A 26,155-nucleotide genomic window follows, 5' to 3' on the forward strand; every position below is an offset into this window, starting at 1 on the left:
AGTGAGTTAGGTATTCGTCAGTCATGAGTGAAATTATCTACGGTATTCATGCCGTTAAAGCCTTATTGGAACGTGATCCACAACGTTTCATGGAAGTTTATGTTTTGAAAGGGCGTGAAGATCGCCGTTTAACCCCATTGTTGCAGGAGTTGGAAAGTATCGGCATTGCCGTGCAACTTGCCAACCGCCAATGGTTGGATGCCCAGACCGAAAGCGCGGTACACCAAGGGATCATTGCACGGGTTAAACCAGGGCGTCAGTATCAGGAAAATGATTTGCCTGACTTGCTGTCCCAGTGGGATCGTCCATTCCTGCTGGTACTGGATGGTGTCACGGATCCACATAATCTGGGTGCGTGCCTGCGCACGGCGGATGCGGCGGGTGTTGATGCGGTTATCGTTCCGCGCGATCGTTCAGCACAACTGAATGCGACCGCTAAGAAAGTGGCCTGTGGCGCCGCAGAAAACGTTCCCCTGATCCGAGTCACTAACCTTGCCCGTACCTTGCGTTTGCTACAGGAACACAATATCTGGGTTGCCGGAACAGCGGGTGAAGCCACTCATACGTTATATGAGAGCAAACTGACTGGCCCGATGGCTTTGGTCATGGGGGCGGAAGGGGAAGGTATGCGCCGACTGACGCGCGAACATTGCGATGAACTGATCAGTATTCCAATGGCAGGCTCCGTTTCTTCCCTGAATGTCTCAGTGGCGACCGGGGTATGCCTGTTCGAAATCGTGCGTCAGAGAAACATCCGGTAATGCTTAAACCCTGTTATGGGGAAGCGTTCGGAAGACGAATAAACAGAATAAACGCGTTTTCTTTACCCGCGCCTTGAGTTTTTTATATTGTACGGGTATAGTGACGCGTCGATTTTTCAGCCGTACTAAACACGTTCCTTGCCTCCATGGGCCACGGCTGACCCTGACAGGAGGCTGAATAATCCGTAAGGAGCAACTCATGCGTCATTACGAAATCGTTTTTATGGTCCATCCTGACCAAAGCGAACAGGTTCCGGGCATGATCGAGCGTTACAGTGCGACTGTCACTAACGCGCAAGGTCAGATTCACCGTCTGGAAGACTGGGGTCGTCGTCAACTGGCTTACCCAATCAACAAACTGCACAAGGCTCACTACGTTCTGATGAACGTTGAAGCGCCACAAGAAGCGATTGATGAGCTGGAAACTAACTTCCGCTTCAACGACGCCGTTATCCGCAGCATGGTTATGCGCGTTAAGCACGCAGTAACTGAAGCATCACCAATGGTTAAGGCTAAAGACGAACGTCGCGGCCGTGATCTGGTCTTGGAAGAAGACCTGGCTGATGATGCTGATGAAGCTGGGGATTCTGAAGAGTAATTACCGTGACAACCAATCGTTTGGTGCTTTCTGGCACAGTGTGCAAGACACCGATACGAAGAGTCAGTCCATCCGGCATTCCACATTGTCAGTTTGTGCTTGAACATCGTTCACAGCAACAGGAAGCCGGATTCAGCAGGCAGTCATGGTGCAGAATGCCCGTCATTGCCAGCGGACAGTTGTTGCAGGAATATACTCACAGTATAACGGTCGGCAGTCGAATCACTGTTTCCGGATTCATTAACTCCCATCATGGGCGCAATGGTCTTAGTAAACTGGTTCTTCATGCCGAGCAGATTGAATTGATAGATTCTGGAGACTAGCCAAATGGCACGTTATTTCCGTCGTCGCAAGTTCTGCCGCTTCACAGCGGAAGGCGTACAAGAGATCGATTATAAAGACATTGCTACGCTGAAAAACTACATTACCGAAAGCGGTAAAATTGTACCAAGCCGTATTACTGGCACCCGTGCAAAATACCAGCGTCAGCTCGCTCGTGCTATCAAGCGTGCTCGCTATCTGTCTCTGTTGCCTTACACTGATCGCCATCAGTAATAGGCTCAGTCCATTAACGACTTTGAGAGGATAAGGTAATGCAAGTTATTCTGCTTGATAAAGTAGCGAACCTGGGTAGCCTGGGTGACCAAGTTAACGTTAAAGCGGGTTATGCCCGTAACTTCTTAGTACCACAGGGCAAAGCTGTTCCTGCAACTAAGAAAAACGTTGAATTCTTCGAAGCTCGCCGTGCTGAACTGGAAGCTAAGCTGTCTGACGTTCTGGCCGCAGCAGAAGCCCGTGCAGAGACAATCAATGCACTGGGTTCTGTCACCATCGCTTCTAAAGCGGGTGACGAAGGTAAACTGTTCGGTTCTATTGGTACTCGTGATATCGCTGATGCAATTACTGCGGCTGGCGTTGAAGTATCTAAGAGCGAAGTTCGCCTGTCTAACGGCGTTCTGCGTACTGTCGGTGAGCACGAAGTTCACTTCCAAGTACACAGCGATGTATTCGCGCAGTTGATCGTTAACATCGTTCCAGAAGCATAATCCCTGATTAGCTGAAGAACCATGTGACAAAAAACGCTGGCATTGCCAGCGTTTTTTGTATCTCAATAACAGACCTCGAAAATAATTTTCCTCAAAAATCAGGGCAGCAGATCAGCGATATCTCAATAATGGATATCCTGGATGATTATTGATTGCCTTCACGCGTTTACCCATCCGGGCAGTGCTGTTATGCTTGAGCCTTTACTCATTTAATAACAGGTATTTTCATGACAAAACCTTCTTTTGAGTCTATTGAAGCACGGGCAAGTTACGGTATTGGCTTGCAGGTTGGGCAACAATTACAGGAATCTGGCTTGCAAGGTCTGGAACCCGAAGCGCTGTTGGCAGGGTTGTGTGACGCGCTGGAAAGCCGTTCTCCTGCTATTCCCGTAGAAGAGCTGCATCGTGCACTGCGTGAAATACATGAGCGGGCTGATGGCGTTCGTCGCGAACATCAGCAAGCGATGGCAGAAGAAGGCAAAAAGTTCCTGATGGAAAATGTTCAGCGTGAAGGCGTAAGCAGCACGGAGTCCGGTTTACAGTTTTCTGTCCTGACGCAAGGTGAAGGTTCTATCCCAGCCCGTACTGATCGTGTTCGCGTGCACTATACGGGTCGTTTAATCGATGGCACTGTCTTTGATAGTTCAGTAGAGCGTGGCACCCCCGCAGAATTCCCCGTCAGCGGTGTGATCCCCGGTTGGATTGAAGCGCTGACCCTGATGCCAGTGGGTTCTAAGTGGGAACTCTATATTCCTCACAACCTGGCTTATGGTGAACGTGGCGCAGGCGCGTCCATCCCGCCTTACAGCACCCTGATTTTTGAAGTGGAATTATTGGAAATCCTGTAATTTTCCACTGGATTAAAAAAATAGCCGGATAACCGGCTATTTTTTTGCGTGTGTTCTGGGATCATGGCGTTCTGAGATCATGGAGAGAATAAAGTATTCGCTATTCCAGCAAAAAATGCGCTAAAAATGGGGCTACCAAGTGATATGCCCAAAATAGTTTTCAATTTGAAAACATAAGGGATGGCTGAACAATGAATGCAGAGGTGTATGATGCTACAACAGATCTGCCAATTGGCACGGGAAGCAGGCGCGGCAATCATGGAGATTTATCAGGCTGAACAACCGTTGCAAGTGGAACATAAAACGGATAATTCACCGGTTACGGCTGCGGATATTGCTGCTCATAAGATCATTAAAGCAGGATTATCGCGCATTGCGCCTGATATCCCCTTGTTATCAGAAGAAGATCCGCCGGCATGGGAGGAACGGAAAGCGTGGCGGCGTTATTGGCTGGTTGATCCACTGGATGGCACGAAAGAGTTTATTCGTCGAAATGGTGAATTTACCGTCAATATTGCATTGATTGAAGAGGGAGCACCTGTCATGGGCGTTGTTTACGTCCCTGTGCAGAATGTTCTGTATTCAGGGCAGGGGCGCCATGCGTGGAAGGAAGCCAATGGTCAGGTTCTGCCCATTAAAGTGATCCCTGCGACGCCGCCAATCGTAGTGGTCAGCCGTTCTCATAGGGATGATGAGGAGTTGAAAGATTATCTTGCCCAATTAGGGATTCACAATACGCTTTCCGTCGGATCTTCACTTAAGTTCTGTATGGTTGCAGAGGGAAAAGCCCAACTTTACCCACGTTTTGGGCCAACCAACATTTGGGATACCGGCGCGGGCCATGCTGTTGCCATGGCTGCGGGTGCCCATGTAACGGATTGGGAAGGGAAAACCTTGAATTACGCGCCGCGTGAATCTTTCCTTAATCCAGGATTCAGGGTCACGATTTTTTGATGTTAAGGTTTTAATGGATTTTAATGTTAGCGTCTTAATATTAAGGTGATAATGGTTCACAACCGTGGAGCCATTATCACCGTACAAGGGGTAAAATTACCGTGACTGAAAATCTGATTGAGATTCAGGTTATTTTTTCAGTTCATCTTTGATTAGGCTGATAACGTGGGTAATTTCTTCGTCACTGAGCTTGCCGTCCTTGACAAATTTCACGCTCCCGTTTTTATCCAGCACAATGATGGCTGAACTGTTGGGTTCCAGCCCCCAGGTTTTTTTAGAGACCCCGTTGCTGTCGACAATAAATTGTGACCATGGAAACTGTTTTTTACTGTCTTCGAGGCTGCTACGGACAAAAACGCTGGTGCCAAAAATAGCATCATCGGTATTCACGATGCTGGTTGTTTGATATTGATCCTTGGGTAAGTCCGCATTTTTTAATGCCTGAATCAGGGGATCATTCATCTCTTTTGCGGAACTCCGGCCAGCAATATGTTGGATAGTTCTGACTTTTCCCGGAAGTTCAGCCGTGCTCCAACCTTGGTAGCTGAACTTGCCATCGTTAAGCAACAGTTCTCCTTTATCTGTCACACTCACTACGGGAACGTGTTGTCCCAATGTGAGGTTATGGGCGAAAGCAAATATTGGCATTAAACTCAATAATGCAGATAACACAATGTTTTTTATCATATTTATTCCTTACTTGACAGGGTGTGGCATGTTATCAGGGAACAGCTTACTCAGCATAGCGCTTGTTAACTGGTCTGTCCTCAATGGAGTAAACAATTTGGTAACATTCAGAATAAAATATAACTTGTTGGCTACATTCTCAATACATAGTTCTATTCGTTTTCATTGTGTTATATCAAAATAGTGATTGAATCCTCTCGTTTGAGGGGAACAAATTTCTATAAACGTAGTCTATACATTTTGCATGACAGTGATGTCTCTTTTGTTTCACTGATTATGCGATGCAATAGAAGAGTATCGTAAGAAGCATGGGAGGAAAAAAACAGAGATGAAAATCTTTCACCACTATAACCCACTGAAAATTGCTCTCTACGTAAAAACCCTGTTTCGAGGGCGCTTATATATTAAGGACATGGGTGCTTTTGAATTTAACTACGGGAAAATTTTACCACCGAAGATAAAAGATAAACGTCATTTCCATGTCATGAGTGAAGTTAACCAGCAAGTGTTAAGGTTACAGACCGAAATGGGGTGATTTTTCACTGATGGATAGGCATCATTATCGACAGCATATTATGATCGATAACATATCATTAGTATAATAAACGGCCTTGCGGCCGTTTTTTGATCTTCACCCTTTTCAGGCTTTATGGAGCGGCTCGGTGCTGGATTGGCTGGACTGAACCAGAGGGTCAACAACTTTTGTGACCAGCAATTGATCGATTTTGTAGTTATCGATATCAACCACTTCAAACTTATAGCCGCCGAATTTTACCGAATCTGTGCGTTTCGGAATTTTCCGCAAGCGGAACATCATAAAGCCCGCGATGGTTTCATAATTACTGGAATCGGGAAAATCATCGATATCCAAAGCCCGCATGACATCTTCAATTGGCGTGCCACCTTCAACCAGCCATGAGTTTTCATCGCGGATAACGATTTGCTCTTCTTGTCCCTGGCCGATTAAATCCCCCATTAACGTGGTCATGACGTCATTGAGGGTAATAATCCCCATTACCAAGGCATATTCATTGAGAATAATCGCGAAATCTTCCCCTGCCGCCTTAAAACTTTCCAATGTCACAGACAGCGAGAGAGTATCCGGGATCATCAAGGCATTACGGATTTGGACGCCCTCTTTCAGATTGAGGCTCTGCCCGTTCAGGACGCGATTGAGTAAATCTTTTGAGTCCACGTAGCCGATGACATGATCAATATCACCATCACAAACCAGAAATTTTGAGTGGGGATGGGTGGAAATCTTCTCTTTAATGCTGTTTTCATCTTCATTTTTATCAAAATACACCACGCTTTCGCGGGAGGTCATGGCGGAAGGGACGGTGCGTGATTCCAGTTCAAAAACATTTTCAATCAATTCATGTTCTTGTTTACGCAGTACACCTGCCACGGCACCGGCTTCAAACACGGCGTAAATATCATCGGATGTGATGTCTTCATTACGCTCCATCGGGATCTTAAAGATTTTGAAGATCCCGTCAGCGAGGCCATTGAATAACCAGACCAGCGGGCGGAAAACCGCCAGACAGAAACGCATTGGGTTGACAATTCTCACGGCAACGGCTTCAGGCGTCGTCATACCAATGCGTTTAGGGGTTAAATCAGCAAGCAGGATAAAGGCGCTGGTCACCATGGTAAAAGAGCAGATGAAACCGAGCTGGTCTGCCCATTCCGGGCGCATGAACTTGATGAACAGGCTTTTTAGCGCGGGAGAAAAAGCGGACTCTCCCACCACCCCTGCGAGGATCGCTACGGCGTTTAGGCCAATTTGCACGACAGTAAAAAACATACCGGGAGTTTCTTGCAGCTTAAGGACATGGGCGGCATTGAGGTTTCCTTCATCCGCCATGAGCTTCAGTTTAATTCTTCTTGAAGCTGCCAGAGAAATTTCCGATAACGAAAAAAATGCGCTAATCGCACAAAGCAAAAGTATGATTAATAAACTGTTTAACATAAAGTATCCGTGTTTTATCTCCAGCGACAGGGCAGGTTTTGTTTGAATAGCACTGGAAGAGAGATGAAAAAACATACAAACAAAAAAATGACGGCAGTCTGCCGTAAGGTAAATAAAGTTAGCCCAACGATTATAGCATTGGGCTAACTAAATCGGCTAGTTTCTGTGCGTTGGTGGGAAGCAGATCCCCGTCCCGCCTAACCCACAATATCCTTCAGGATTTTTGTAGAGGTACTGCTGGTGATAATCTTCCGCAAAATAGAATGGCCCGGCCTCACAGATATCTGTAGTGATAGTGCGTTGGTCACCATTTTGTCGCATCGCTTGTTGGAACTGGTCGCGGCTGGCGATCGCCTGTTCATGCTGTTGTGCTGAAACGGTGTAAAGGGTTGAGCGATATTGTGTACCGATATCGCCATGCTGACGCATACCTTGGGCAGGATCGTGATTTTCCCAGAATAGCGTTAATAATTGTGCGTAAGTGATTTTGGCCGGATCAAAAACGATCCTGACCACTTCCGCATGTCCGGTTAAGCCAGTGCAAACTTCTTCATAAGTCGGATTTGGCGTTGTGCCGCCACTGTAACCCGCAGAGGTCGTGTAAATGCCTTCCTGTTGCCAGAAAAGGCGCTCGACGCCCCAGAAACAGCCCATCCCAACATAGGCTATTTCCATATTTTCCGGAATGTTGTTTATCGAATGCTGTGTGATGGCATGGTAGGGTGATACCGTTAATGGGATGGCTCTACCTGATAAAGTATCTTGTGAAGAAACATGTTGGCTTTCATTGGCTGAATTTGGCAAGATTCTCTCCCGTTATGTCCGAGTTTTATGGTTATATATGGCTTGTATATCTTTAAAACTTTACCAGAATTAACTTATTGCAGCATTTTTATATTGTTGGATCTTCCCTACAGTACAGATAGATAAATATTAGGAGTTCGAGTGTCGCGATATCCCCTCATATGTGCGCTTTTGGTCTCTATCGTAACTCCATCGGCTTACAGTGCAAATTTACGATTGAAAGTAGAAGGGCTTTCTGGCGAGTTGGAAAAAAATGCCAGAGTGCAACTTTCAAATATCAGTACTGATGAAGTGTCTCCTGATGGCCGTTTCCGGGCGCGTGTGGAGAAAGCGATACGGCAAGGGCTTCGTCCATTGGGATATTATGATCCCACCGTTGAATTTACCTATCAAGAGAACATTCCACCAGCCCGTCCCGTTCTGACGGCAAAGGTCACGCTCGGCGAACCGGTGCGGGTGGCTGAGGTCAATGTTGATTTGGCCGGGGGCGCAAAAACAGATAAAGATTATGCCGCCCTGATCAAAAAAAAGATGCCCAAAGATGGGACGATCCTGAATCACGGCGAATATGAAAGTTTTAAAGGGGCATTGACCAATCTGGCCGTCAAAAAAGGCTATTTTGATGCCGTGATGAAAAAAAGTGAATTAGGGGTATCAGAAGGGCGACATGAATCCATTTGGGATTTCGATTTTGATAGCGGGCAGCGTTATCGTTTTGGTCCTGTGATATTTCATGGTTCGCAAATTCGTGATACGTACCTGAATAACCTTATTCCCTTCCAAAAAGGCGAGTATTACACGTCGGAACAGTTGGCTGAATTTAACCGCCGTTTGGTCGATACCGGGTGGTTTAACTCTGCGGTTGTCGTGCCTGATTTCAAAACCGGGCGTGAGAGTAAAGATAAGCTCTTGCCACTGGAGGCTTCTTTAGTTCCCCGCTCCGCCAACTATGTTGAATTGGGGGGGGGCTATGCAACTGATGTCGGGTTGCGTACTCAGGCAAAATGGAAAAAACCGTGGCTCAATTCCCGTGGGCATAGTCTGAGCAGCAGCCTTAACCTTTCTGCGCTGGAACAAGTCATTGATGCATCTTACAAAATGCCGCTCAAGGTCAACCCGCTCGAAGAATATTATGAACTGCAAACCGGTTATAAACGCAAAGATGTTAACGATACCACGTCGGACACTGCAACGTTGAATCTTGCCCGTAACTGGGATCGTTCCACGGGCTGGCAGTATGGCGTTAATCTCCGCTGGAGCCTTAGCCACTTTACTCAGGCCAACGTGACAAATACCACCATGCTGCTTTATCCGGGGGTGAATGCCAGCCGTATCCGTCAGCGTGGTGGCACGATGCCTTACTGGGGAGATAGCCAGCGTTATTCGATTGATTTCTCTGACACGACTTGGCAGTCAGATGTGGATTTTCTCGTGCTACAGGCGCATCACGTTTGGATCAGAACCTTGCGGGAAAATCACCGTTTTGTCGTGCGGGCGGATCTGGGCTGGATAGAAACCAATGAATTCGACAAGGTGCCACCGGATCTCCGTTTCTTCGCGGGGGGCGATCGCAGCATCCGTGGTTATAAGTACCAGAAAATCTCACCAACAGACAGCAAAGGGAAATTAGTCGGGGCATCAAAGCTGGCCGTCGGTTCGTTGGAATATCAATACAATATTTATGGTAATTGGTGGAGTGCCTTGTTTGTCGATTCAGGGGAAGCCGTTGATGATATTAGAAGGAGTAATTTCAAAACGGGCGCAGGCATCGGTGTGCGCTGGGCTTCACCCGTTGGGCCGATAAAATTTGATTTGGCAACACCAATCGGAGACCCAGATAGTCATAATGTTGAATTTTATATCGGTCTGGGGGCTGAACTATGAAGTGGGTAAAAAGGGTCAGTATTATTTTTCTGCTGATGGTTGGCCTGTTATTGATGACGGTTGTCGGGTTGGTGGGGACGCAAACGGGTTTGCACTTTGTGATTAACAGTGCGGCACGCTGGGTTCCCGGATTGGATATTGCCAGTGTCAGCGGGGGCTGGCGTGATTTAACGCTAAAGGGCGTGAAATATCAGATGCCGGGCGTCAATGTCAGTGCTGACAATTTACACCTCTCGTTACGGCTTTCCTGTTTGAAACACAGTCAGGTGTGTGTCAATGCGCTGACGACCGAAGGCGTTACGGTTTCTGTGAACACCGCAGAGCTTCCTCCCCCGGAACCGTCTCCGGCATCAGAACCCTTGACCGAATTGAAAACGCCCTATCCTGTCTCACTGGATCTGCTTTCCCTGAAAAATGTCTACGTCAAGGTCGATGATATCGCCATTGCATTGGATGAGTTTAAGTCTGGTGCTGAGTGGCGGGAGAAACAGTTACGCTTGAAACCGACGGAAATCATTAACCTGTTGGTGGCACTGCCCAAATCGCCCTCTGAACCCATTGGCACAGTACAGAAAACCGTTCATAAAACCATCCATAAAAACAAGCAACAGACTCAACAGCAGCCAGGGTCTGATCAACCGCTGGGTGAAACCTTGAAGGCGTTGTTTGCCAAACCTTTGTTGGCGGAATTGCCTTATATTCCGATCCCCCTTGATATCACCGTAGCCGGTCTGCATGGTCGTCAGCTTCGCCTGACGGGAGATACCGACATCACGATCAATGATCTGAGGCTACAAGCCAGCAATCAGGGGCAACAAATCGATGTCAAGGCGTTGAATGTGTCGGCACCAGAAGGGGCATTGACGATACAGGGTACGGCAAAGCTCGCTGAACAATGGCCGGTCAGACTGACCGTCAAAGGAAAGGTCGATAATTTACAGCATCTGGCCGAACTGAAAGGGCAAAAAGTCGATTTAACATTAAGCGGGGCCTTGCGACAACAGCTTGATCTTGCACTGCATCTTTCCGGGCCGGTTGCTGCTCGTTTGGATGCCCGGACTGAGCTGGCAAGGGCGGGTTTGCCGCTGCGCCTGACATTGGAAAGTCAGCAACTGCAATGGCCATTGGCAGGTAAACCGGAATATCAGCTTGATGGACTCAAATTGCGTTTGAATGGTCAAGCCAGCCGTTATGATCTTTCCCTGCGTTCGGATATTAAGGGGAATGATATTCCCCCGGCATTATTGACGCTGGATGCAAAGGGTAATGAAGAATCACTCAGGTTGACACGCTTGCGTCTGGCGGCATTACAGGGCAAGGCGGAAGTCACGGGCATTGTTGACTGGAGTAAGGCTGTGAGTTGGAATGCCAGGTTAGTTCTGAACGGCATTAATACGGCCAAACAGTGGCCACAATGGCCTGCCCAAATGGAGGGCAAAGTGGCGGTGCGGGGGAGTTTGTATGGCGGGAGCTGGCAACTCCGGATCCCCGAAATTGCCCTTAATGGTCATGTGAAACAGAACGCAGTCAAAGTTTATGGCAAGGCATCAGGCAATGCGGCCGGGCAGTGGGATATTCCTCAATTTGATCTGGCGCTTGGGCGTAATACGCTACATGCTCAGGGGCGGCTTACCGATAGTGCCTGGAAACTGGATGGGGATATTCATGCGCCGCACTTGAATGGATTGCTGCCGGGGCTGACCGGTTTTATCACGGGCAATGTCAAATTGCGCGGTAATATGAAAGCGCCTCAAATCGTCGCGGATTTGAATGTGCGTGGGCTGCGATGGCAGGATGATCTGCGGGTGGATAGCGCGACGATTAAGGGGAATCTACGTTCGGCAGAACAGATCCAAGGCCAGTTATCGGTTGTCGTCCGTCAGTTGAAACAGGCAGACCTGACCATCAATAGCCTGATACTCAATGCCAAGGGCACAGAAAAGCAGCATGATTTACTGCTGAAAGTTGCAGGTTCACCGATATCAGGCCAATTGGCACTCAAGGGGAGTTTTGATCGTCAGCAGGAACATTGGAAAGGTCATATCGATCATACCTATTTCGATACCCCCGTCGGTGAATGGCGCTTAAGTAAAGCGATGGCGGTTGATTACTTAAATCCCCAGCAGAAAGTCAAAATCGGGACGCATTGCTGGCTCAATCCCAACGCCCGTGTCTGTATCCCAAAACCGATCGAAGCGGAGAAAATTGAAGCGGGTCAAAGCGTTCAGGCACAAATAGCGCTGGAACGTTTTGACTTAGCCATGATCCAGCCATTCCTTGATAAAAGTACCCAGCTTAAGGGGGAATTCAGCGGTGATGCCGACGTCAAATGGGCGGCAGGGCAAGGATTACCGCAAGCCAAAATCGCCTTGCGCGGGAAAGGTGTTCAGGTGCGACAGGTGGTGGAAGGGATGACATTACCGATTGATTTTGAAACGTTGACATTGAATGCCGGGTTGTTGAACGGCAAGGCAAATTTGGCCTGGTTATTCAAACTGGCCGGTAATGGGCAGTTGAACGGCAATGTTCAGGTGGCGGATCTGGAAAGCAGCCGTAAATTATCCGGGAACGTCGATATCCAGGACCTCTCTTTGCAGTTGATTAAACCGCTCTTGGATAAAGGAGAAAAAGCGGCAGGGGGATTGAATGCCCGTCTGCGTCTGGGAGGGAATGCAAAGAACCCGCTGTTATTTGGTCTGCTTAGTGCCGATAACCTGCAAATGACCAGTCATTGGCTACCCTTTGATATTTCTCAAGGTCAGTTGGCTATTCATTTTGATGGTGGCCGCTCTGATTTGCATGGCATGATTAAAACCCCCAAGGGGCAATTGAACCTGAATGGTCATGCGGATTGGCGTAATTTGAATGCCTGGTATGCCAGAATTGCCGCCAATGGCAATAAATTACGGGTGGTTGTTCCTCCGATGGTAAAAGTCGATGTCAGCCCGGATCTGGTGCTGGAAGCGACACCAAACTTATTGAAACTCAATGGCAATGTGGATATTCCCTGGGCGCGCATTACGGTTCAGGAATTACCCGAATCAGCGGTTGGCATCTCTTCTGATGAAGTGATGCTGGATAAAAATCTCCAGCCGATAGGCCAGAAAAAATCGACTATTCTGATTCAAAGTAACCTGAATGTTCATATTGGTAATGACGTGCGTTTGAGTGCATTTGGTCTGGAAGCACAGCTTAAGGGCGCGTTAAAAGTCCTGCAGGATAAACAGGGAATCGGGCTGAATGGTCAGATTGATATTCCTGAGGGGCGCTTCCATGCTTATGGGCAAGATTTGCAGGTACGCAAGGGAACGATTATGTTCTCAGGCCCTCCCGATCAGCCATTGTTGAATATTGAAGCAATCCGTAATCCCGAATCGACGGCGAATAATGTTATCGCGGGAGTAAGGGTGACGGGGCTGGCGGATAAACCGAAAGTGGAAATTTTCTCTGATCCGGCAAAATCACAGCAGGAGGCTTTATCCTACCTTTTACGTGGGGAAGGTTTGGAAAAGGGAAATTCTGACAACTCCCAGATGACCGCCATGCTGATTGGTTTAGGTGTCGCCCAGAGTGGTCAGTTAGTGGGTAAAATTGGCAAAACATTTGGCGTCTCTGATTTGGCTCTGGATACTCAAGGTGTGGGTGATAAATCTCAGGTGGTCGTCAGTGGCAGGATTACCAAAGACTTACAAGTAAAATATGGCGTGGGTATTTTTGACTCTTTGGCCACACTGACGTTGCGCTATCGTGTTATGCCAAGATTGTATCTGGAAGCCGTATCTGGTATTGATCAGGCTTTAGATCTGCTCTATGAGTTTGAGTTTTAAAAATGCGAGTTATTGTTTATGGCAGCCTGAGGCGCCAACAAGGTAATCATCACTGGATGACGGATGCCCAACTGTTAGGAGAACACACATTAGAAGGTTATGAGATTTATGACCTTGGGCATTATCCGGCGGTTATTCGTGGTGAAGGAACGATTGAATGCGAAGTATACCGCATTACGCCACCGATATTGACAGAGCTGGATGAGTTGAAAAAAAACTCTCAGGAATATCGAAGGGAACTCATTGAAACACCTTACGGCAAGGCATGGATCTATCTCTACAAACTGCCTGTAGAGGGATTACATCGGATCACAAGTGGTGATTGGTTAAAACGCCGGGAAGAAAAATAAACATCAGCCATTCGCTGGATGATTTTCTGTTTTTTCATGAAACCTCTCTCCCGATAAGGGACAGAGGTTTTTTTGCATCAAAAACTGCACTTATTCGTCAGGATTATTTTTTTGCTGCACGTTCGAAAGAAGACAGGATTTCGGCTTTAGCCGCTTCAACATTGTCCCACCCGTCGACTTTAACCCACTTGCCTTGTTCCAGATCTTTGTAATGTTCAAAGAAATGGGTGATTTGCGCCCGCAGCAATTCAGGCAAATCAGTCACATCTTTGATGTGATCGTATTCTTTGCTCAATTTGGTATGAGGAACAGCAACCAGTTTTGCATCTTCACCCGACTCATCGGACATTTTCAGAACACCGACCGGGCGGCAGCGGATCACGGAACCCGGCTGCAATGGATAAGGTGTTGGAACTAATACGTCAACCGGGTCACCGTCAAGGGACAGCGTATTGTTGATATAGCCGTAGTTGCATGGATAGAACATCGCCGTTGACATGAAACGGTCTACAAACAGAGCGCCGGATTCTTTGTCTACTTCATATTTGATGGGGTCTGCATTTGCCGGGATCTCAATGATGACATAGATATCTTCTGGCAGTTCTTTTCCCGCCGGTACGTTGTTCAGGCTCATAAAAGGTTTCCTTCAATTTAAAACCAACATGGAGTGCGGAGCATTATAGACAAAACAGGTTTAAAGTTCTCTGATTTTTCGGTTGAAGGTCACTACGGATAAGCAAGATGACGGGCAATTTCATGTTGGATATTCAATGCGGTAAGAATACGGTAAGGGAGAAAAAAGCACAGCCCCAATCATGATTGAGGCTGTGCTAATTAAGGGTTATTCAGTCACGTTACATCACTGCGCTGAAGGCGTTCCTCCTTCTAGGTCTTTCAGACAGAGTAAGTATGTCAAATCATCAGGGGCCTCAATTATAGGGAGGTTCCTTTTATGACGGTTATAGAGCAGATATTGAGTTCCCGTTTTGGCGAATGTGTGTTTGATTTTAACGTATGGATACACCGGCTTTTTGGGGTCGAAAACACCATAGAGAATGAAATCCTTACTAAATTGCCTACCGTAAGCAGTATCGGGATTTGACGACTCTATTCCCAGATCAGTGTAGTCCGGAGTGATTTCTGGACCGGAACGAAGCGTTTCACAAGTAGCATCTGGGCCTGTATCCTTTTTGTATTGAGCCACTATATACGACGGATTCGATGGGGTTCCAGTTGTAGCAACATGTGCATAATATTTGGGCTTCATAGTATAACTATGCACAGTTATTTCGCCTGTCGCTTTATCCGTTAAATTGGCGATAATCTTTGCTTCATTAGTGATTGAAATAAGCACTTGCGGTACCTCTATCGTAAGTGCCGTATTGTTAAGGGCAAGCCCAAGGCCGTTAGAGTCGATTTTCAGGTCTATATCCATTTTTTCGCGTAGAGCTGGGGTGATTTCCTGCTTATCCCCTGCTCTCAACAGTGAGAAGTAGGATTTTGGAGTCAGGTAGCGAGGGAATCCGGTACCGCTATCTTCAGGTTGATAATCCTTGTATGGATCAAACGGTTCACCTTGTGCCTTTAACCGTAGCCCTGCCGTTTGTTCTATCGGCTTGATGCTGATAGTCGCATCGGACTGCAATGGCTGGTTAGAACCGAAGGCGACGCTGACCGCTAAGTCGTTAATCCCACCTTTCTTGCCTTCTTTTCTGGCCAGATAAGCGGTCAAATAACCCTCGCTATCGGTCACCCAGCCCTCACCATCCTGAGGTTTCTGGATTTCAAGGAGTTCCGGCAAATGGTTGGCTTCCTTCTTCCACATCGTACTCCAGGTGATATCCTTAATACTCTGATCTTTCAGCAGGTCTCCCGTTTTATTGTGAACGGCTTTTACTTTAAGTGTATAGAGCCTTCCTTCATTGCCGCCCTTCTCTGAATCAGGGATGGCGATGACCTCTACCGGCCCTACAAGTTTAGCAGCTAATGTTGCATCGTCAGGGGCAGTAAAATCGAAGGGTTGAGAGTAGAAGACCGCTCCGCCATCGATTGAAAAGCCCAGGCTAATACCGTTCATGGCATGGCTATTGGTGAAAGTTGCCTCAAGGTCACCGTTTCCATTGGTGGTGGCATCGGGTTTAACCGTAAATCCTTTATCTTTCAGATCACTGGGGTTAATGAACCACTGAAGATTTGGGATCGCTGTTTTCGGGGCATAGGGGGTGCCATCCGCTTTCACTATCTTGACTGTAACCTTGTGTTGACGGTCAGACACTGCGATGTAAGGGCCAGGTTTATCAAAGTTGATTTCTGTCACACGCGTGCTATGGGAATCATCGATAAAACTGACCGGATCAAAAGATATTTGTTGTTTACTCCCATTCAGAACAAGCGTCACGATGATATCTTTCACCGCCTTTTGACCTATCAATTGGGCAGTCAATTGACCTTGATCGTCGGTGGTCATGTTCGAGCCGAACGTGGTGTCAACATTACTTTGAAGAACGGTATCACCCTGTTTCATAATCCATGTGGCATCTATCTCCTTGTTTTTAACCGGATATCCTTCTTCGTCTGAAATAATAGCCTTAAAGAAATAAGTCGGTGGCGATGCCGATTGCGTTGAAAGCGGGCCTGTAGGCTCCACCGAATGCGTTTTAATGTTGTATCCGTTTGCAAACACAAGCGGGCTGTCGCGTTTTATCTCCACTTTAGGCATTCCGTCCATAGCCAGATAAATCTTGGTATCCTTCTGGAGAGGATCGCGACTGGTCAGGGTGGCGGTGAGCTGCCCCTGTTCATTGAGTGTTCCGGTTGGCTCCCAGGTCAGTTTTGCATGATCATTCGGGGGTTCAAGGGTCCATTTGACATCTGGAATGGCCACCTCTTTGAGCGGCGGGTTGTCTTTATTGCCGTAAGTGATGGTCGCTGCCAGATCGTAGGATGAAGGATCTTTGGCATTTGGCTTGATGCTTTGGTCTTTAATGACAAAAGGCTCAACCAGCAGATTCATGTGGGCGGCCTTCGATTTACTGCCTCCCTCTTCTTCTGCGATGGCAGACAGGATATAGTTGTTTGCCCCGTCGCCCGCGCTGGCATTATACCTCGGCAGAATGACACCAGCTTCATGGGCATTCGGGAGAGAGGTAATCAGCCCGCCGTTTTCTTTGAACCCTTCACCGGGTGTCCAGTGAATAGATTTCAACGACGTATTGGTGGTCACATTGGGCTTGACCTGAACGAGCTGGCCACTGTACCCGCGTAAATCACTGGGCAGGCCAAGCGTTAATTCGATCTTCTTCTTGTAGTCCAGCACGATATTGTTGTTTCTCTGGACTAAATCATAGCGACTGCCGGCCAGGGTGCGCATGGAAGCCACGCTGTCAGGTGAAACCTGTGTTCCTAAAGGAACGCCAAAACGGTAATTCAGATTGGCCCGGAAGAGGGTTTCACTGTGATTATTGCTGCCGAGCTTATAATCCACACCCATCGTGATCAGTGGGATTGGGGTATAATTCAGCCCGATTCTGGCAAGGGAAGGGTTTTTCTGCTTGGTATCGCGATTGAACAATGCGACATTATCGCCGAAGTATTGTTCATAGCCCAATTTACCGCCCAGATTCGGGTAAGCCGGCAAGAAAAATTCGCCATTGAGGTCAAATCCGTTGGCCGGGCGTTCTTCATAGTCTTGCTCTTTCGGTGAGTGATGCCACTTGCTCAGGCGCCAGTAGGTATTGGCCGAAAGTTTGACGTAGTTTGTCCACGCCTCTCCCCCTAAACCCAGACGTTTATTTTTCCCTGTAACGTCATGGTCAAAGAACGTATTTAATCCATACATCCAATCGGGGGTGAAGTAACGTCCTCCGAGACCGAGGTTTACGGTATGGCGGCTGTCTTTATGGCGATAACCCAATTGGGAGAATACCAGCCAGTCTGCATGATTGTCGTAGAGGGGTAACAGCAGATCAAGAGAGCTATTATCCAGCTTGCCTTTGCGGTCGAGGGAGAAATCAATTTTGGCCGTACCAAATTGAGACAGCCATCTTTGTGTCTCACTGGATATCGTATTATTGATTTTACCCAACGCGTAGGACTTCGCCTGCTCGGTTAACTGGGACGGAGAAGAAGACAGCACATTACTGACCCGCTGGATATTGTGGGCAATGACTCCCCCGTCAATACCATCTTCGTTATTGGCTTGATCTTGCGATTTATTTAAAAACTTCCTCTCTGTTTTGGTTTCATCATTTTTTTCACCTGCCGAAAAGGCATTAATTGGCGTAAAAGGTAAAAAAAGAGAATATACCAGCACAGAAAGTCGAAAAACTTTATGACTAATATACGAGTCCATATATGAATTCCTCATGAAATATGGGCTTTCGCCAGTGCTTAAGCATCACGTCTTTGATGTTTCAAGGTTAAATGTTGGTTGAGTCTAGATATCCAATTAATTTAAAAGAGATATTGCTATCCCGTACTTACATACATTAGAAAGTTTTTTGTTATCTTGCGTAATGGAAAATTATTATCGGCTGATAAATAAAAGTAATCACATGAATGACACTGGGTTGGGGCTTATTGATAAGGAGAAATTGGAATTTTTTATAAAAGAAACAATGCGGGATAACTCTGTGGGTGAAAACGCAATAAAAAAACACAGCCCCAATAAGTATTGAGACTGTGCTTAATTAATATTAACAATAATTCAGTATCTTACTTTCTATTACATCCCCAGAGAGTGTAAATCCGACATGCTTATCAGACAGAATAACAATGCCTTGTCGTCTTCTCCGGGCTCAAGTTTCCACTCACTAAGCGAATAGGCCGAATAAGGGGTGTCTGAACTTCCGCTTAGGTTTCTGATTTTAATCAGATCCCAATAATTATTAAACGTCTTGTTGGGGCCATTTCCCCGGATGATTAGCGGTGGATAAATGCCAGCCCATTTGTATCTTGGGCCAAATTGACGAACGTAGGGCTCGGATACCGAGCTACCCGGTGATCCAATCTCATAAATTGTCGGTGTGACTGGTATAAGCAGTTTCAGCTCATTCAGTTGTATGCTCATGTTTTCACAAGTCTCATTTTTTCCTTTCCCGTTCAGGGGAACCGTGAAATGATTGTCGTTGAAGGAGGCGCTATTATCAGTAGGATAATTAGGCAGATATGCATAAAAGTAGGGCTGGAGCAGATAACTGTACTCAGAGCTTTCGCCCGTTGTGTTATCCGTTAAGCTGGCGATAACTTTTACATTCCAAATGCTAGCTGGATTCTTCTCTATCGCAGCTACGAACACCGTAAGCTCCGCATTGTCCACGATGAGTCCATTTTTTGGAGGGTCGGTTCTCAAACTTATCTGCATCCCTTTTCCTTGTTGGCGCAGATCTGGGTTGATCTCTTGCCCGTCCTCTGGCCTGAGCAGCCTGAGGGTGGTTTGGGCGGTCAGGAAGCCAGGTAGATGTTGTTTAGAATCTTCAGGGTTATAATCCGTGTATACGCCATTCTCTCTGTCACCTTTTGCACTTAACCGTAACCGTGTCGGCTGCTCTACCGGCGCGACATTCATCGTATGGGACTGCAATGGCTTGTCAGAACCCACGGTGACGCTGATCGCCAAGTCGTTAATCCCCCCTTTCGAACCTTCTTTCCTCGCCAGATAAGCGGTCAAATAACCGTCGTCATCGGTCGTCCAGTCTTCAGCATCTTGAGGTTTCTGGATTTCAAGGAGTTTCGGCAAATGGTTGGGCTTATCCTGCCATAGCGTACTCCAGGTGACATCCTTAATGCTCTGATTCTTAAGCGGTTCTCCTTTTTTATCGTCAACGACTTTTACCTTAAATTTATAGAGCTTGCCTCCCTTTTCTTGATCTGACGCCGGGATGGTCAAGACGTCTATCGGCTCTTTAAGTTTAGCCGTTATGATTGGGGCAGTATACTCGAAGGGTTCAGAGTAGAATACCGGCCCGTCAGCGATTGAAAAGCCCAGTTTGATATCTTTCATGGCATGGGTATTGGTGATACTCACCTCAAGTATACCGCCCGGACCGGTGGAGAAAATTGAGGCACCGTTAGCGGGTTTAATATGAAATCCCTTGTCCTTCAGCTCACCGGGTTCAGTGAACCATTGAAGATGCGAGATGCTTGCATTGCTCTTATAGGGATTGCCGTCCTTATCCACTAGCGTGACTTTAACCGTTTGTGGAGTGTCAGCCGATGCGACGTAAGGACCCGGATTATCAAAGCGGATCGCTGTAATATGATCTCTACGGGAATCATCGACAAAGCTGACCGGATCAAACGATTCTTGTTGTTCACCCAGAGTGAGCGTAACGATGACATTGTTCAGCTCTTTGGTACTTTGCAGGGTGGCAATCAATTGACCTTTGTCATCGGTGGACGTACCCGGAGTGAATGTGACTTCATGATCATTTTTAAGATCGTCATTACCCTGTTTTACACTCCATGTGGACATGATCTTCCTGTTTTTAATCAGATATCCTTCCTTATCTGAGAGAGTGGTCTTAAAGCGATAAATATTATTTTTGTCCCGCGTTGAAAGCGGGCCTGTAGGCTCCACCGAATACGTTACAACGTTGTATCGGGTTTCAATATTGGAAAAAACCAGCGGGTTGTCGCCTTTGATCTCCACTTTAGGCATACCGTCCATAGCCAGATAAACCTTGGTATCCTGATGGAGAGGCTCGGTACTGGTCAGGCTGGCGGTGAGCTGACCCTGTTCATTGAGTTCGCCGGTTGGATCCCAGATCAGTTTTGCCTGATCATTCGGGGGATCAAGAGTCCATTTGACATCCGGAATGACCGCCCCTTTAACCGGCGGGTTATTTTCATTGCCGTAAGTGATGGTCGCTGCCAGATCGTAGGAGAAAAGATCTCCGTCACTTGGCTCGATGCTTTGGTCTTTAATGACAAAAGGCTCAACCCGCAGATTCATGTGAGCCGCTTTCGATTTAGTGCCGTTTTCTCCTTCCGCGATGGCAGACAGGAGATAGGTGTTCGCCTCGTCGCCCGCGTTGGCATTATACTTCGGCAGAATGACATTAGTATCATGGGAACTCGTGAGGGAGGTCATCAGTCCGCCGTTTTCTTTGAACCTGTCACCGGGTGTCCAGTGAATAGATTTCAACGACGTATTGGTGGTCACATTGGGCGTGACCCGGACGAGCTGACCACTGTATCCGCGTAAGTCACCGGGCAGGCTAAGCGTCAGTTCGGGCTTCTTCTTGTAGTCCAGCACGATCTTGTTGTTTCTCTGGACTAAATCATAGCGGCTGCCGGCCAGAGTGCGCATGGAAGCCACGTTGTCAGGTGATAACTGTGTCCCTAACGGGACGCCGAAACGGTAATTCAGGTTGGCCCGGAAGAGGGTTTCACTGTGGTTACTGTTGCCGAGCTTATAATCCACGCCCATTGTGACCAGTGGGATCGGGGTATAATTCAGCCCGATCCTGGCAAGGGAAGGGGATTTCTGTTTGGTATCGCGATTGAACAACGCGACGTTATCACCGAAGTATTGTTCATAGGCCAAGTGACCGCCCAGATTCGGGTAAGCCGGCAAGAAAAACTCGCTATTGAGGTCAAACCCGTTGGCCGGGCGTTCTTCATAGTCTTGCTCTTTCGGTGACTGACGCCATTGGCTCAGGCGCCAGTAGGTATTGGCCGAAAGTTTGACGTAATCGGTCCAGGCCTCTCCCCCTAAACCCAGACGTTGATTTCTTCCGGTGACGTCATGGTCAAAGAACGTATTTAATCCATACATCCAATCGGGGGTAAAATAACGCCCTCCCAGGCCCAGGTTTATGGTGTGGCGGTTGTCGCTATTGCGATAACCCAATTGGGAGAACAGCAGCCAGTCCGCTTGATTGTCGTAGAGGGGTAACAGCAGATCAAGGGAACCCCTATCCAGCTTGCCTTTGTGGTCGAGGGAAAAATCAATGTTGGCCGTACCCAATTGAGACAGCCATTTTTGTGCCTCACTGGAGATCGTATGATTGATTTTGCCCAACGCATAGGACTTCGCGTAGGACTTCGCCTGCTCGGTTAACTGGGACGGCGAAGAGGACAGCACATTGCTGATCCGCTGGATATTGTGGGCAATCATCCCTCCGTCAATCCCTTCCTCATTGTTGGCTTGATCTTGCGATTTATTTAAAAACTTCCTCTCTGTTTTGGTCTGATCATTTTTTTCACCTGCCGAAAAGGCATTGATTGGCGTAAAAGGTAAAAAAAGAGAATATACCAGCACAGAAAGTCGAAAAACTTTATGACTAATATACGAGTCCATATATGAGTTCCTCATGAAATATGGGCTTTCGCCAGTGCTTAATTATCACGTCTTTGATGTTCCAGGGTTAAACATTGATTGAGTCTAGATATCCAATTAATTTAAAAGAGATATTTCCACCCCATGTTTACATACATTAGAAAGTTTTTTGTTATCTTGCGTAATAGAAAATTATTATCAGTTGATAATTAAAAGTAATTGCTTTAATGACGTCGGGGTTATTTTTTTGTGAGGCAGAATGATTAAAAAGGCAGGGGAAGTTCTGTGTTTAATTCCGCATACATATACCCAAAATAATTCGAGTTGCATCGCGGCGGCAAGGGAGCGAATCCCCGGGAGCATAGATAACTATGTGACCGGGGTGAGTGAGTGCAGCCAACAAAGAGGCAGCTTGAAGTATGACGGGTATAGATATGGACGGGAATAAATCGACGGTTTGAAAGATGAAAGAAGTGATTAAAGAGGCGGAAAAATCACCTCTTTTTCGTTATAAGGATGGCTTAATCAGATGGCTTACTTATCAGGAAATTCAGCCATGAAACTTTCTGCTTTCTCTACCATCGATCTTGTACCCACAAAGAAAGGAACACGTTGGTGTAGTTTATTGGGGACGATATCCAGAATGCGGTTCACCCCATCACTGGCTTTACCCCCCGCCTGTTCTGCCAAGAACGCAATGGGGTTGCATTCGTACAGTAGACGCAGTTTTCCTGTCGGATGGCTGGCTGTACTTGGGTAAATATAGATGCCGCCTTTCAATAAATTACGATGGAAATCTGCAACCAGAGAACCGATATAACGGGTGGTGTAAGGGCGTTGAGTGGCCTCATCCTGCTCCTGACAATATTTGATGTACTTTTTCACCCCCAGCGGAAATTTGATGTAGTTTCCCTCGTTGATAGAGTACATATTGCCTTTTTCTGGAAATTGGACTTTTTCATGGCTAAGGCAGAAAACCCCAAGGGAAGGATCATAAGTAAAAGTGTGAACGCCACAACCCGTGGTGTAAACCAACATGGTGGATGAACCATAAACCACATAACCTGCGGCAACCTGACGATTTCCCGGTTGGAGGAAATCTTCTTCTGTCACGGGTTGTCCAATCGGCGTAATTCGATGGTAAATGGAAAAAATAGTCCCGACGGAAACGTTTACATCAATATTCGAAGAACCATCCAGTGGGTCCATCAAAACAACATATTTCGCGTTTTCTGCCCTGTCGCCATCAAAAACAACGATCTCGTCTTCTTCTTCGGAAGCAATGCCTGCCACTTCGCCGCGAGCCTTGAGTGCTGCCTTAAGTTTTTCGTTGGCGTACAAGTCCAGTTTCATCTGAACTTCCCCCTGAACATTGGAGACGCCACTCGTCCCTAAAATATCCACCAATCCGGCTTTGTTGATATCCCGATGAATGATTTTGGCACCTAACTTGATGGCAGATAGCAGGGCTGTCAGTTCACCCGTAGCATGAGGAAAGTCTTGCTGTTTTTCGACGATGAATTCGCCTAATGTTTTCATGACAAAGGCCTTGAATTTGAGTGTGGTTTGAGGAAGCGTGCTTCACGTTTGTGTTGCACTTATGCGCGGGCAGTTTAGCTAAAGAATCAGATGATTAATAGGCTATTGCATTTCTAATCTCGGATTAGAGGGTTAGAATAGTGACACAGTTCATGATATTGGGTAGAAATAAATGCGTATTCATATTCTTGGCATCTGCGGTACTTTCATGGGGGGGCTGGCTATCCTTGCCCGTTCACTGGGTCATGAAGTCACTGGTTCCGATGCTAATGTATATCCACCAATGAGTACTTTGCTGGAAAAACAGGGCATTGAGCTGATTCAAGGATACGATCCTGCGCAGCTTGATCCGGTGCCAGATAGAGTGATCATTGGTAATGCGATGACGCGTGGCAACCCCTGTGTGGAAGCCGTGTTGGATCGTGGTATTCCTTATACTTCCGGCCCGCAATGGCTGCATGAGCATGTCTTGCCGGAACGTTGGGTACTGGCTGTCGCGGGAACCCACGGCAAAACAACAACGGCGGGTATGCTGGCATGGATCCTGGAAGCCTGTGGCTATAAACCGGGATTTTTAATCGGTGGTGTGCCGGGTAATTTCGATGTTTCAGCGCAAATAGGTTCAAGCCCATTCTTTGTGATTGAAGCGGATGAATACGACTGTGCCTTTTTTGATAAGCGTTCAAAATTCGTTCATTATAGCCCCCGTACATTGATCATGAACAATCTTGAATTTGATCATGCCGATATTTTCGAAAATCTGGCCGCCATTCAAAAACAATTCCACCATCTTGTCAGAGTGGTTCCGGGGACGGGTAAGATCATAGTTCCCGATAATGACGTTAACCTGAAGCAGGTACTTACAATGGGCTGCTGGAGTGAGCTGGAACTGATGGGGGAAAGCGGAAACTGGCAGGCAAAAAAAGTGAGTCAGGATAGCAGTCACTACCAGGTCTTCCATCATGGTGAATTAGTTGGCGAAGTGAATGGGTCATTAGTGGGCGAGCACAATATGCACAATGGATTGATGGCGATTGCCGCAGCCCATCATGTTGGGGTTCAGCCCGTAGATGCCTGTCAGGTATTGGGTGAATTCATTAATGCCCGCCGTCGCCTTGAGTTCTGTGGAAAAGTGAATGAGATCTCGGTTTACGATGATTTTGCTCATCATCCCACCGCGATCTTAGCCACAATGGAAGCATTAAGAAGTAAAGTGGGCGGAATGGCGCGTATTCTCGCCGTATTGGAACCGCGTTCGAATACCATGAGAATGGGGATGAGCAAAAATGATATTGCGCCTTCCATGGGGCGTGCCGATGAAGTCTTTCTCTATCAGCCCGCCAATATTCCGTGGCAGGTGATTGAAATTGCTGAACAGTGTATACAGCCTGCTCGTTGGAGCGCGGACATTGATGTTTTAGTGCGGATGATTGTTGAAACGGCACAGCCCGGCGATCACATTCTGGTTATGAGCAACGGGGAATTTGGTGGCATTCATAAAAAGTTGCTGACCGAATTAGCTAAAAAAGAACAAGCGGCCTAATTGGAAAGTTCACACGCGCAAGAGGATCGCCCTTGCTGGACGTTCCTCTTTATTAATCTGCCATTTCTATTTTTTGGTGTTTAGGGATAGGCCAGAACCCTTTAAAGTTCTTGTTCGAACAGGTTGAGAATGGCTTCATAGAGCTGTTGTGTCGTCAGGTTCTGAGCAGGGGTGGTAAAAATGGTGTCATCACCTGCAATGCTGCCAAGAATACCTTCTGCTTTACCCAATGAATCCAACAGGCGTGCAATTAACTGTGCTGCACCCGGGCTGGTACGTATCACCACGACACTGTGGTTATAATCGACATCCAATACCAGATTTTTTAATGGGCTGGTGGCGGTAGGAACCCCCATTTCTGCCGGCAAACAGTAAACCATTTCCATTTTTGCATTGCGGGTTCTGACCGCACCAAATTTTGTCAGCATTCTGGAAACTTTAGATTGGTTGATATTTTCAAACCCTTCGTCCTGAAGTGCTGAAACAATTTCACCCTGAGAGCTGAATTTTTCTTCTTTCAATAATGCCTTGAACGCTTTTACCAAATCTTCCTGTTTCGAAGGAACACGCATATTTCACCATCGTTGCATCCGTTATGAGGGGGTTATTATGCAAAAAAGTGAATTTTTATTCAACAAAGAGACGAAAAAAGCCAGATTAAGCGGAGTGAATGTATTGTTAATTAAATGGTGTTTTTGGTATGGAAAGAAAATGTCAGTCAATCACGTTGACGATAAATCCTATTACAAGAATAATTCTCAAAAAAGTGTCCGTTATCTCATTAACAGATAAGACTTTTGTCTAGAATAAACAACTTTGGTGTTCCATCGTTAAGCCATTAAGTGGATAATCTGGCTGTTAACAGATTGTTTTTAGAACGTAGTGATGAATGGGATTGAGAGCTTGCCTTGTCATGGGTTTTGTCATTATCACGATGATGGGAAAATGAAAGCACGCTCTTCACCGCACAGGTTTCTACCCAATGGATTTCAAGCTGCCGCGCGGCCGACAAAGCGGCAGCTTGAAAGACGAAGGGTTTCGGTTTTTTTACAGCACTTATT

The 26,155-nt window shown here is 46.9% G+C and carries 20 protein-coding genes; 12 read left to right on the forward strand and 8 right to left on the reverse strand.

Going from position 1 to position 26,155, the window contains the following annotated elements; genetic code table 11:
• The first annotated feature begins 23 nt into the window (after positions 1 to 23).
• From rlmB to cysQ, 7 genes are all read left to right on the forward strand, one after another.
• Positions 24 to 761: a 23S rRNA (guanosine(2251)-2'-O)-methyltransferase RlmB gene (gene rlmB / locus Xbed_RS05350; RefSeq protein WP_086111900.1), complete on the forward strand. Its 738-nt coding sequence runs from the start codon at positions 24 to 26 to the stop codon at positions 759 to 761.
• A 199-nt stretch (positions 762 to 960) separates the two neighbouring features.
• Positions 961 to 1,359 (forward strand): 30S ribosomal protein S6, encoded by a 399-nt coding sequence (gene rpsF / locus Xbed_RS05355; protein ID WP_086111901.1) that lies wholly within the window; start codon positions 961 to 963, stop codon positions 1,357 to 1,359.
• 5 nt (positions 1,360 to 1,364) lie between these two features.
• Entirely contained in the window at positions 1,365 to 1,682 is a 318-nt protein-coding gene (priB, locus tag Xbed_RS05360) for a primosomal replication protein N (RefSeq protein WP_072061396.1), read from the forward strand.
• 4 nt (positions 1,683 to 1,686) lie between these two features.
• Positions 1,687 to 1,914: a 30S ribosomal protein S18 gene (gene rpsR / locus Xbed_RS05365; protein ID WP_000135199.1), complete on the forward strand. Its 228-nt coding sequence runs from the start codon at positions 1,687 to 1,689 to the stop codon at positions 1,912 to 1,914.
• Positions 1,915 to 1,952: 38 nt separating this feature from the next.
• Positions 1,953 to 2,405 carry a 50S ribosomal protein L9 gene (rplI, locus tag Xbed_RS05370; protein WP_086111902.1) on the forward strand — a complete coding sequence of 151 codons (453 nt, stop codon included), beginning with the start codon at positions 1,953 to 1,955 and terminating at the stop codon, positions 2,403 to 2,405.
• Positions 2,406 to 2,632: 227 nt separating this feature from the next.
• Entirely contained in the window at positions 2,633 to 3,253 is a 621-nt protein-coding gene (gene bamJ, locus Xbed_RS05375; protein ID WP_086111903.1) for a BamJ family beta-barrel-assembly machinery protein, read from the forward strand.
• A 210-nt stretch (positions 3,254 to 3,463) separates the two neighbouring features.
• Positions 3,464 to 4,207: a 3'(2'),5'-bisphosphate nucleotidase CysQ gene (gene cysQ, locus Xbed_RS05380; protein ID WP_086111904.1), complete on the forward strand. Its 744-nt coding sequence runs from the start codon at positions 3,464 to 3,466 to the stop codon at positions 4,205 to 4,207.
• A 129-nt stretch (positions 4,208 to 4,336) separates the two neighbouring features.
• On the opposite strand, the gene Xbed_RS05385 is transcribed toward cysQ, so the two are convergent.
• Positions 4,337 to 4,894 carry a YtfJ family protein gene (locus Xbed_RS05385; RefSeq protein ID WP_086111905.1) on the reverse strand — a complete coding sequence of 186 codons (558 nt, stop codon included), beginning with the start codon at positions 4,892 to 4,894 and terminating at the stop codon, positions 4,337 to 4,339.
• A 328-nt stretch (positions 4,895 to 5,222) separates the two neighbouring features.
• Here Xbed_RS05385 and Xbed_RS05390 point away from each other — a divergent pair, with 328 nt between their 5' ends.
• Positions 5,223 to 5,429 carry a DUF1107 domain-containing protein gene (locus Xbed_RS05390; RefSeq protein WP_086111906.1) on the forward strand — a complete coding sequence of 69 codons (207 nt, stop codon included), beginning with the start codon at positions 5,223 to 5,225 and terminating at the stop codon, positions 5,427 to 5,429.
• Between the two features lie 105 nt (positions 5,430 to 5,534).
• Here Xbed_RS05390 and paeA read toward each other — a convergent pair whose 3' ends face one another.
• Both paeA and msrA read right to left on the reverse strand, forming a co-directional pair.
• Complete coding sequence (paeA, locus tag Xbed_RS05395) at positions 5,535 to 6,866, reverse strand: polyamine export protein PaeA (protein ID WP_086111907.1); 1,332 nt, start codon at positions 6,864 to 6,866, stop codon at positions 5,535 to 5,537.
• 156 nt (positions 6,867 to 7,022) lie between these two features.
• Entirely contained in the window at positions 7,023 to 7,670 is a 648-nt protein-coding gene (gene msrA, locus Xbed_RS05400; RefSeq protein WP_086111908.1) for a peptide-methionine (S)-S-oxide reductase MsrA, read from the reverse strand.
• A gap of 141 nt (positions 7,671 to 7,811) precedes the next feature.
• Between msrA and tamA the strand changes: the two genes are divergently transcribed.
• The 3 genes from tamA to Xbed_RS05415 are packed head-to-tail and all read left to right on the forward strand — an operon-like array spanning position 7,812 to position 13,731.
• Positions 7,812 to 9,554: an autotransporter assembly complex protein TamA gene (gene tamA, locus Xbed_RS05405; protein ID WP_086111909.1), complete on the forward strand. Its 1,743-nt coding sequence runs from the start codon at positions 7,812 to 7,814 to the stop codon at positions 9,552 to 9,554.
• The gene (tamB, locus tag Xbed_RS05410) at positions 9,551 to 13,381 is read left to right on the forward strand and encodes an autotransporter assembly complex protein TamB (RefSeq protein WP_086111910.1); all 3,831 of its coding nucleotides are present in this window, start codon (positions 9,551 to 9,553) and stop codon (positions 13,379 to 13,381) included. Before tamA ends, tamB begins: the two co-directional genes overlap by 4 nt.
• A gap of 2 nt (positions 13,382 to 13,383) precedes the next feature.
• On the forward strand, positions 13,384 to 13,731 hold the full coding sequence (locus Xbed_RS05415) for a gamma-glutamylcyclotransferase family protein (RefSeq protein WP_086111911.1): 348 nt from the start codon (positions 13,384 to 13,386) through the stop codon (positions 13,729 to 13,731).
• Positions 13,732 to 13,834: 103 nt separating this feature from the next.
• Here the strand turns inward: Xbed_RS05415 and ppa are convergent, their stop codons facing one another.
• The 4 genes from ppa to fbp form a co-directional block, all read right to left on the reverse strand.
• Complete coding sequence (gene ppa / locus Xbed_RS05420) at positions 13,835 to 14,365, reverse strand: inorganic diphosphatase (protein WP_086111912.1); 531 nt, start codon at positions 14,363 to 14,365, stop codon at positions 13,835 to 13,837.
• 225 nt (positions 14,366 to 14,590) lie between these two features.
• Positions 14,591 to 18,082 carry an inverse autotransporter beta domain-containing protein gene (locus tag Xbed_RS05425; protein ID WP_167371869.1) on the reverse strand — a complete coding sequence of 1,164 codons (3,492 nt, stop codon included), beginning with the start codon at positions 18,080 to 18,082 and terminating at the stop codon, positions 14,591 to 14,593.
• Positions 18,083 to 18,454: 372 nt separating this feature from the next.
• Positions 18,455 to 22,033 (reverse strand): inverse autotransporter beta domain-containing protein, encoded by a 3,579-nt coding sequence (locus Xbed_RS05430; RefSeq protein WP_167371870.1) that lies wholly within the window; start codon positions 22,031 to 22,033, stop codon positions 18,455 to 18,457.
• 513 nt (positions 22,034 to 22,546) lie between these two features.
• Positions 22,547 to 23,551, reverse strand: coding sequence for a class 1 fructose-bisphosphatase (gene fbp / locus Xbed_RS05435; RefSeq protein ID WP_086111915.1), 1,005 nt, complete (start codon positions 23,549 to 23,551; stop codon positions 22,547 to 22,549).
• Positions 23,552 to 23,723: 172 nt separating this feature from the next.
• Between fbp and mpl the strand changes: the two genes are divergently transcribed.
• Positions 23,724 to 25,094 carry a UDP-N-acetylmuramate:L-alanyl-gamma-D-glutamyl-meso-diaminopimelate ligase gene (gene mpl / locus Xbed_RS05440; protein WP_086111916.1) on the forward strand — a complete coding sequence of 457 codons (1,371 nt, stop codon included), beginning with the start codon at positions 23,724 to 23,726 and terminating at the stop codon, positions 25,092 to 25,094.
• A gap of 101 nt (positions 25,095 to 25,195) precedes the next feature.
• Here the strand turns inward: mpl and argR are convergent, their stop codons facing one another.
• Positions 25,196 to 25,666 (reverse strand): transcriptional regulator ArgR, encoded by a 471-nt coding sequence (gene argR, locus Xbed_RS05445; RefSeq protein ID WP_086111917.1) that lies wholly within the window; start codon positions 25,664 to 25,666, stop codon positions 25,196 to 25,198.
• Positions 25,667 to 26,155 lie beyond the last annotated feature (489 nt).

This window comes from Xenorhabdus beddingii, from assembly GCF_002127545.1.
In the GTDB taxonomy this organism is placed as follows: domain Bacteria; phylum Pseudomonadota; class Gammaproteobacteria; order Enterobacterales; family Enterobacteriaceae; genus Xenorhabdus; species Xenorhabdus beddingii.

Coding starts and splice junctions, on each gene's coding strand:
- rlmB (WP_086111900.1), top strand. CDS start 24: ATGAGTGAAATTATCTACGGTATTCATGCCGTTAAAGCCTTATTGGAA.
- rpsF (WP_086111901.1), top strand. CDS start 961: ATGCGTCATTACGAAATCGTTTTTATGGTCCATCCTGACCAAAGCGAA.
- rpsR (WP_000135199.1), top strand. CDS start 1,687: ATGGCACGTTATTTCCGTCGTCGCAAGTTCTGCCGCTTCACAGCGGAA.
- rplI (WP_086111902.1), top strand. CDS start 1,953: ATGCAAGTTATTCTGCTTGATAAAGTAGCGAACCTGGGTAGCCTGGGT.
- bamJ (WP_086111903.1), top strand. CDS start 2,633: ATGACAAAACCTTCTTTTGAGTCTATTGAAGCACGGGCAAGTTACGGT.
- cysQ (WP_086111904.1), top strand. CDS start 3,464: ATGCTACAACAGATCTGCCAATTGGCACGGGAAGCAGGCGCGGCAATC.
- Xbed_RS05385 (WP_086111905.1), bottom strand. CDS start 4,894: ATGATAAAAAACATTGTGTTATCTGCATTATTGAGTTTAATGCCAATA.
- Xbed_RS05390 (WP_086111906.1), top strand. CDS start 5,223: ATGAAAATCTTTCACCACTATAACCCACTGAAAATTGCTCTCTACGTA.
- paeA (WP_086111907.1), bottom strand. CDS start 6,866: ATGTTAAACAGTTTATTAATCATACTTTTGCTTTGTGCGATTAGCGCA.
- tamB (WP_086111910.1), top strand. CDS start 9,551: ATGAAGTGGGTAAAAAGGGTCAGTATTATTTTTCTGCTGATGGTTGGC.
- Xbed_RS05415 (WP_086111911.1), top strand. CDS start 13,384: ATGCGAGTTATTGTTTATGGCAGCCTGAGGCGCCAACAAGGTAATCAT.
- ppa (WP_086111912.1), bottom strand. CDS start 14,365: ATGAGCCTGAACAACGTACCGGCGGGAAAAGAACTGCCAGAAGATATC.
- Xbed_RS05425 (WP_167371869.1), bottom strand. CDS start 18,082: ATGGACTCGTATATTAGTCATAAAGTTTTTCGACTTTCTGTGCTGGTA.
- Xbed_RS05430 (WP_167371870.1), bottom strand. CDS start 22,033: ATGGACTCGTATATTAGTCATAAAGTTTTTCGACTTTCTGTGCTGGTA.
- fbp (WP_086111915.1), bottom strand. CDS start 23,551: ATGAAAACATTAGGCGAATTCATCGTCGAAAAACAGCAAGACTTTCCT.
- mpl (WP_086111916.1), top strand. CDS start 23,724: ATGCGTATTCATATTCTTGGCATCTGCGGTACTTTCATGGGGGGGCTG.
- argR (WP_086111917.1), bottom strand. CDS start 25,666: ATGCGTGTTCCTTCGAAACAGGAAGATTTGGTAAAAGCGTTCAAGGCA.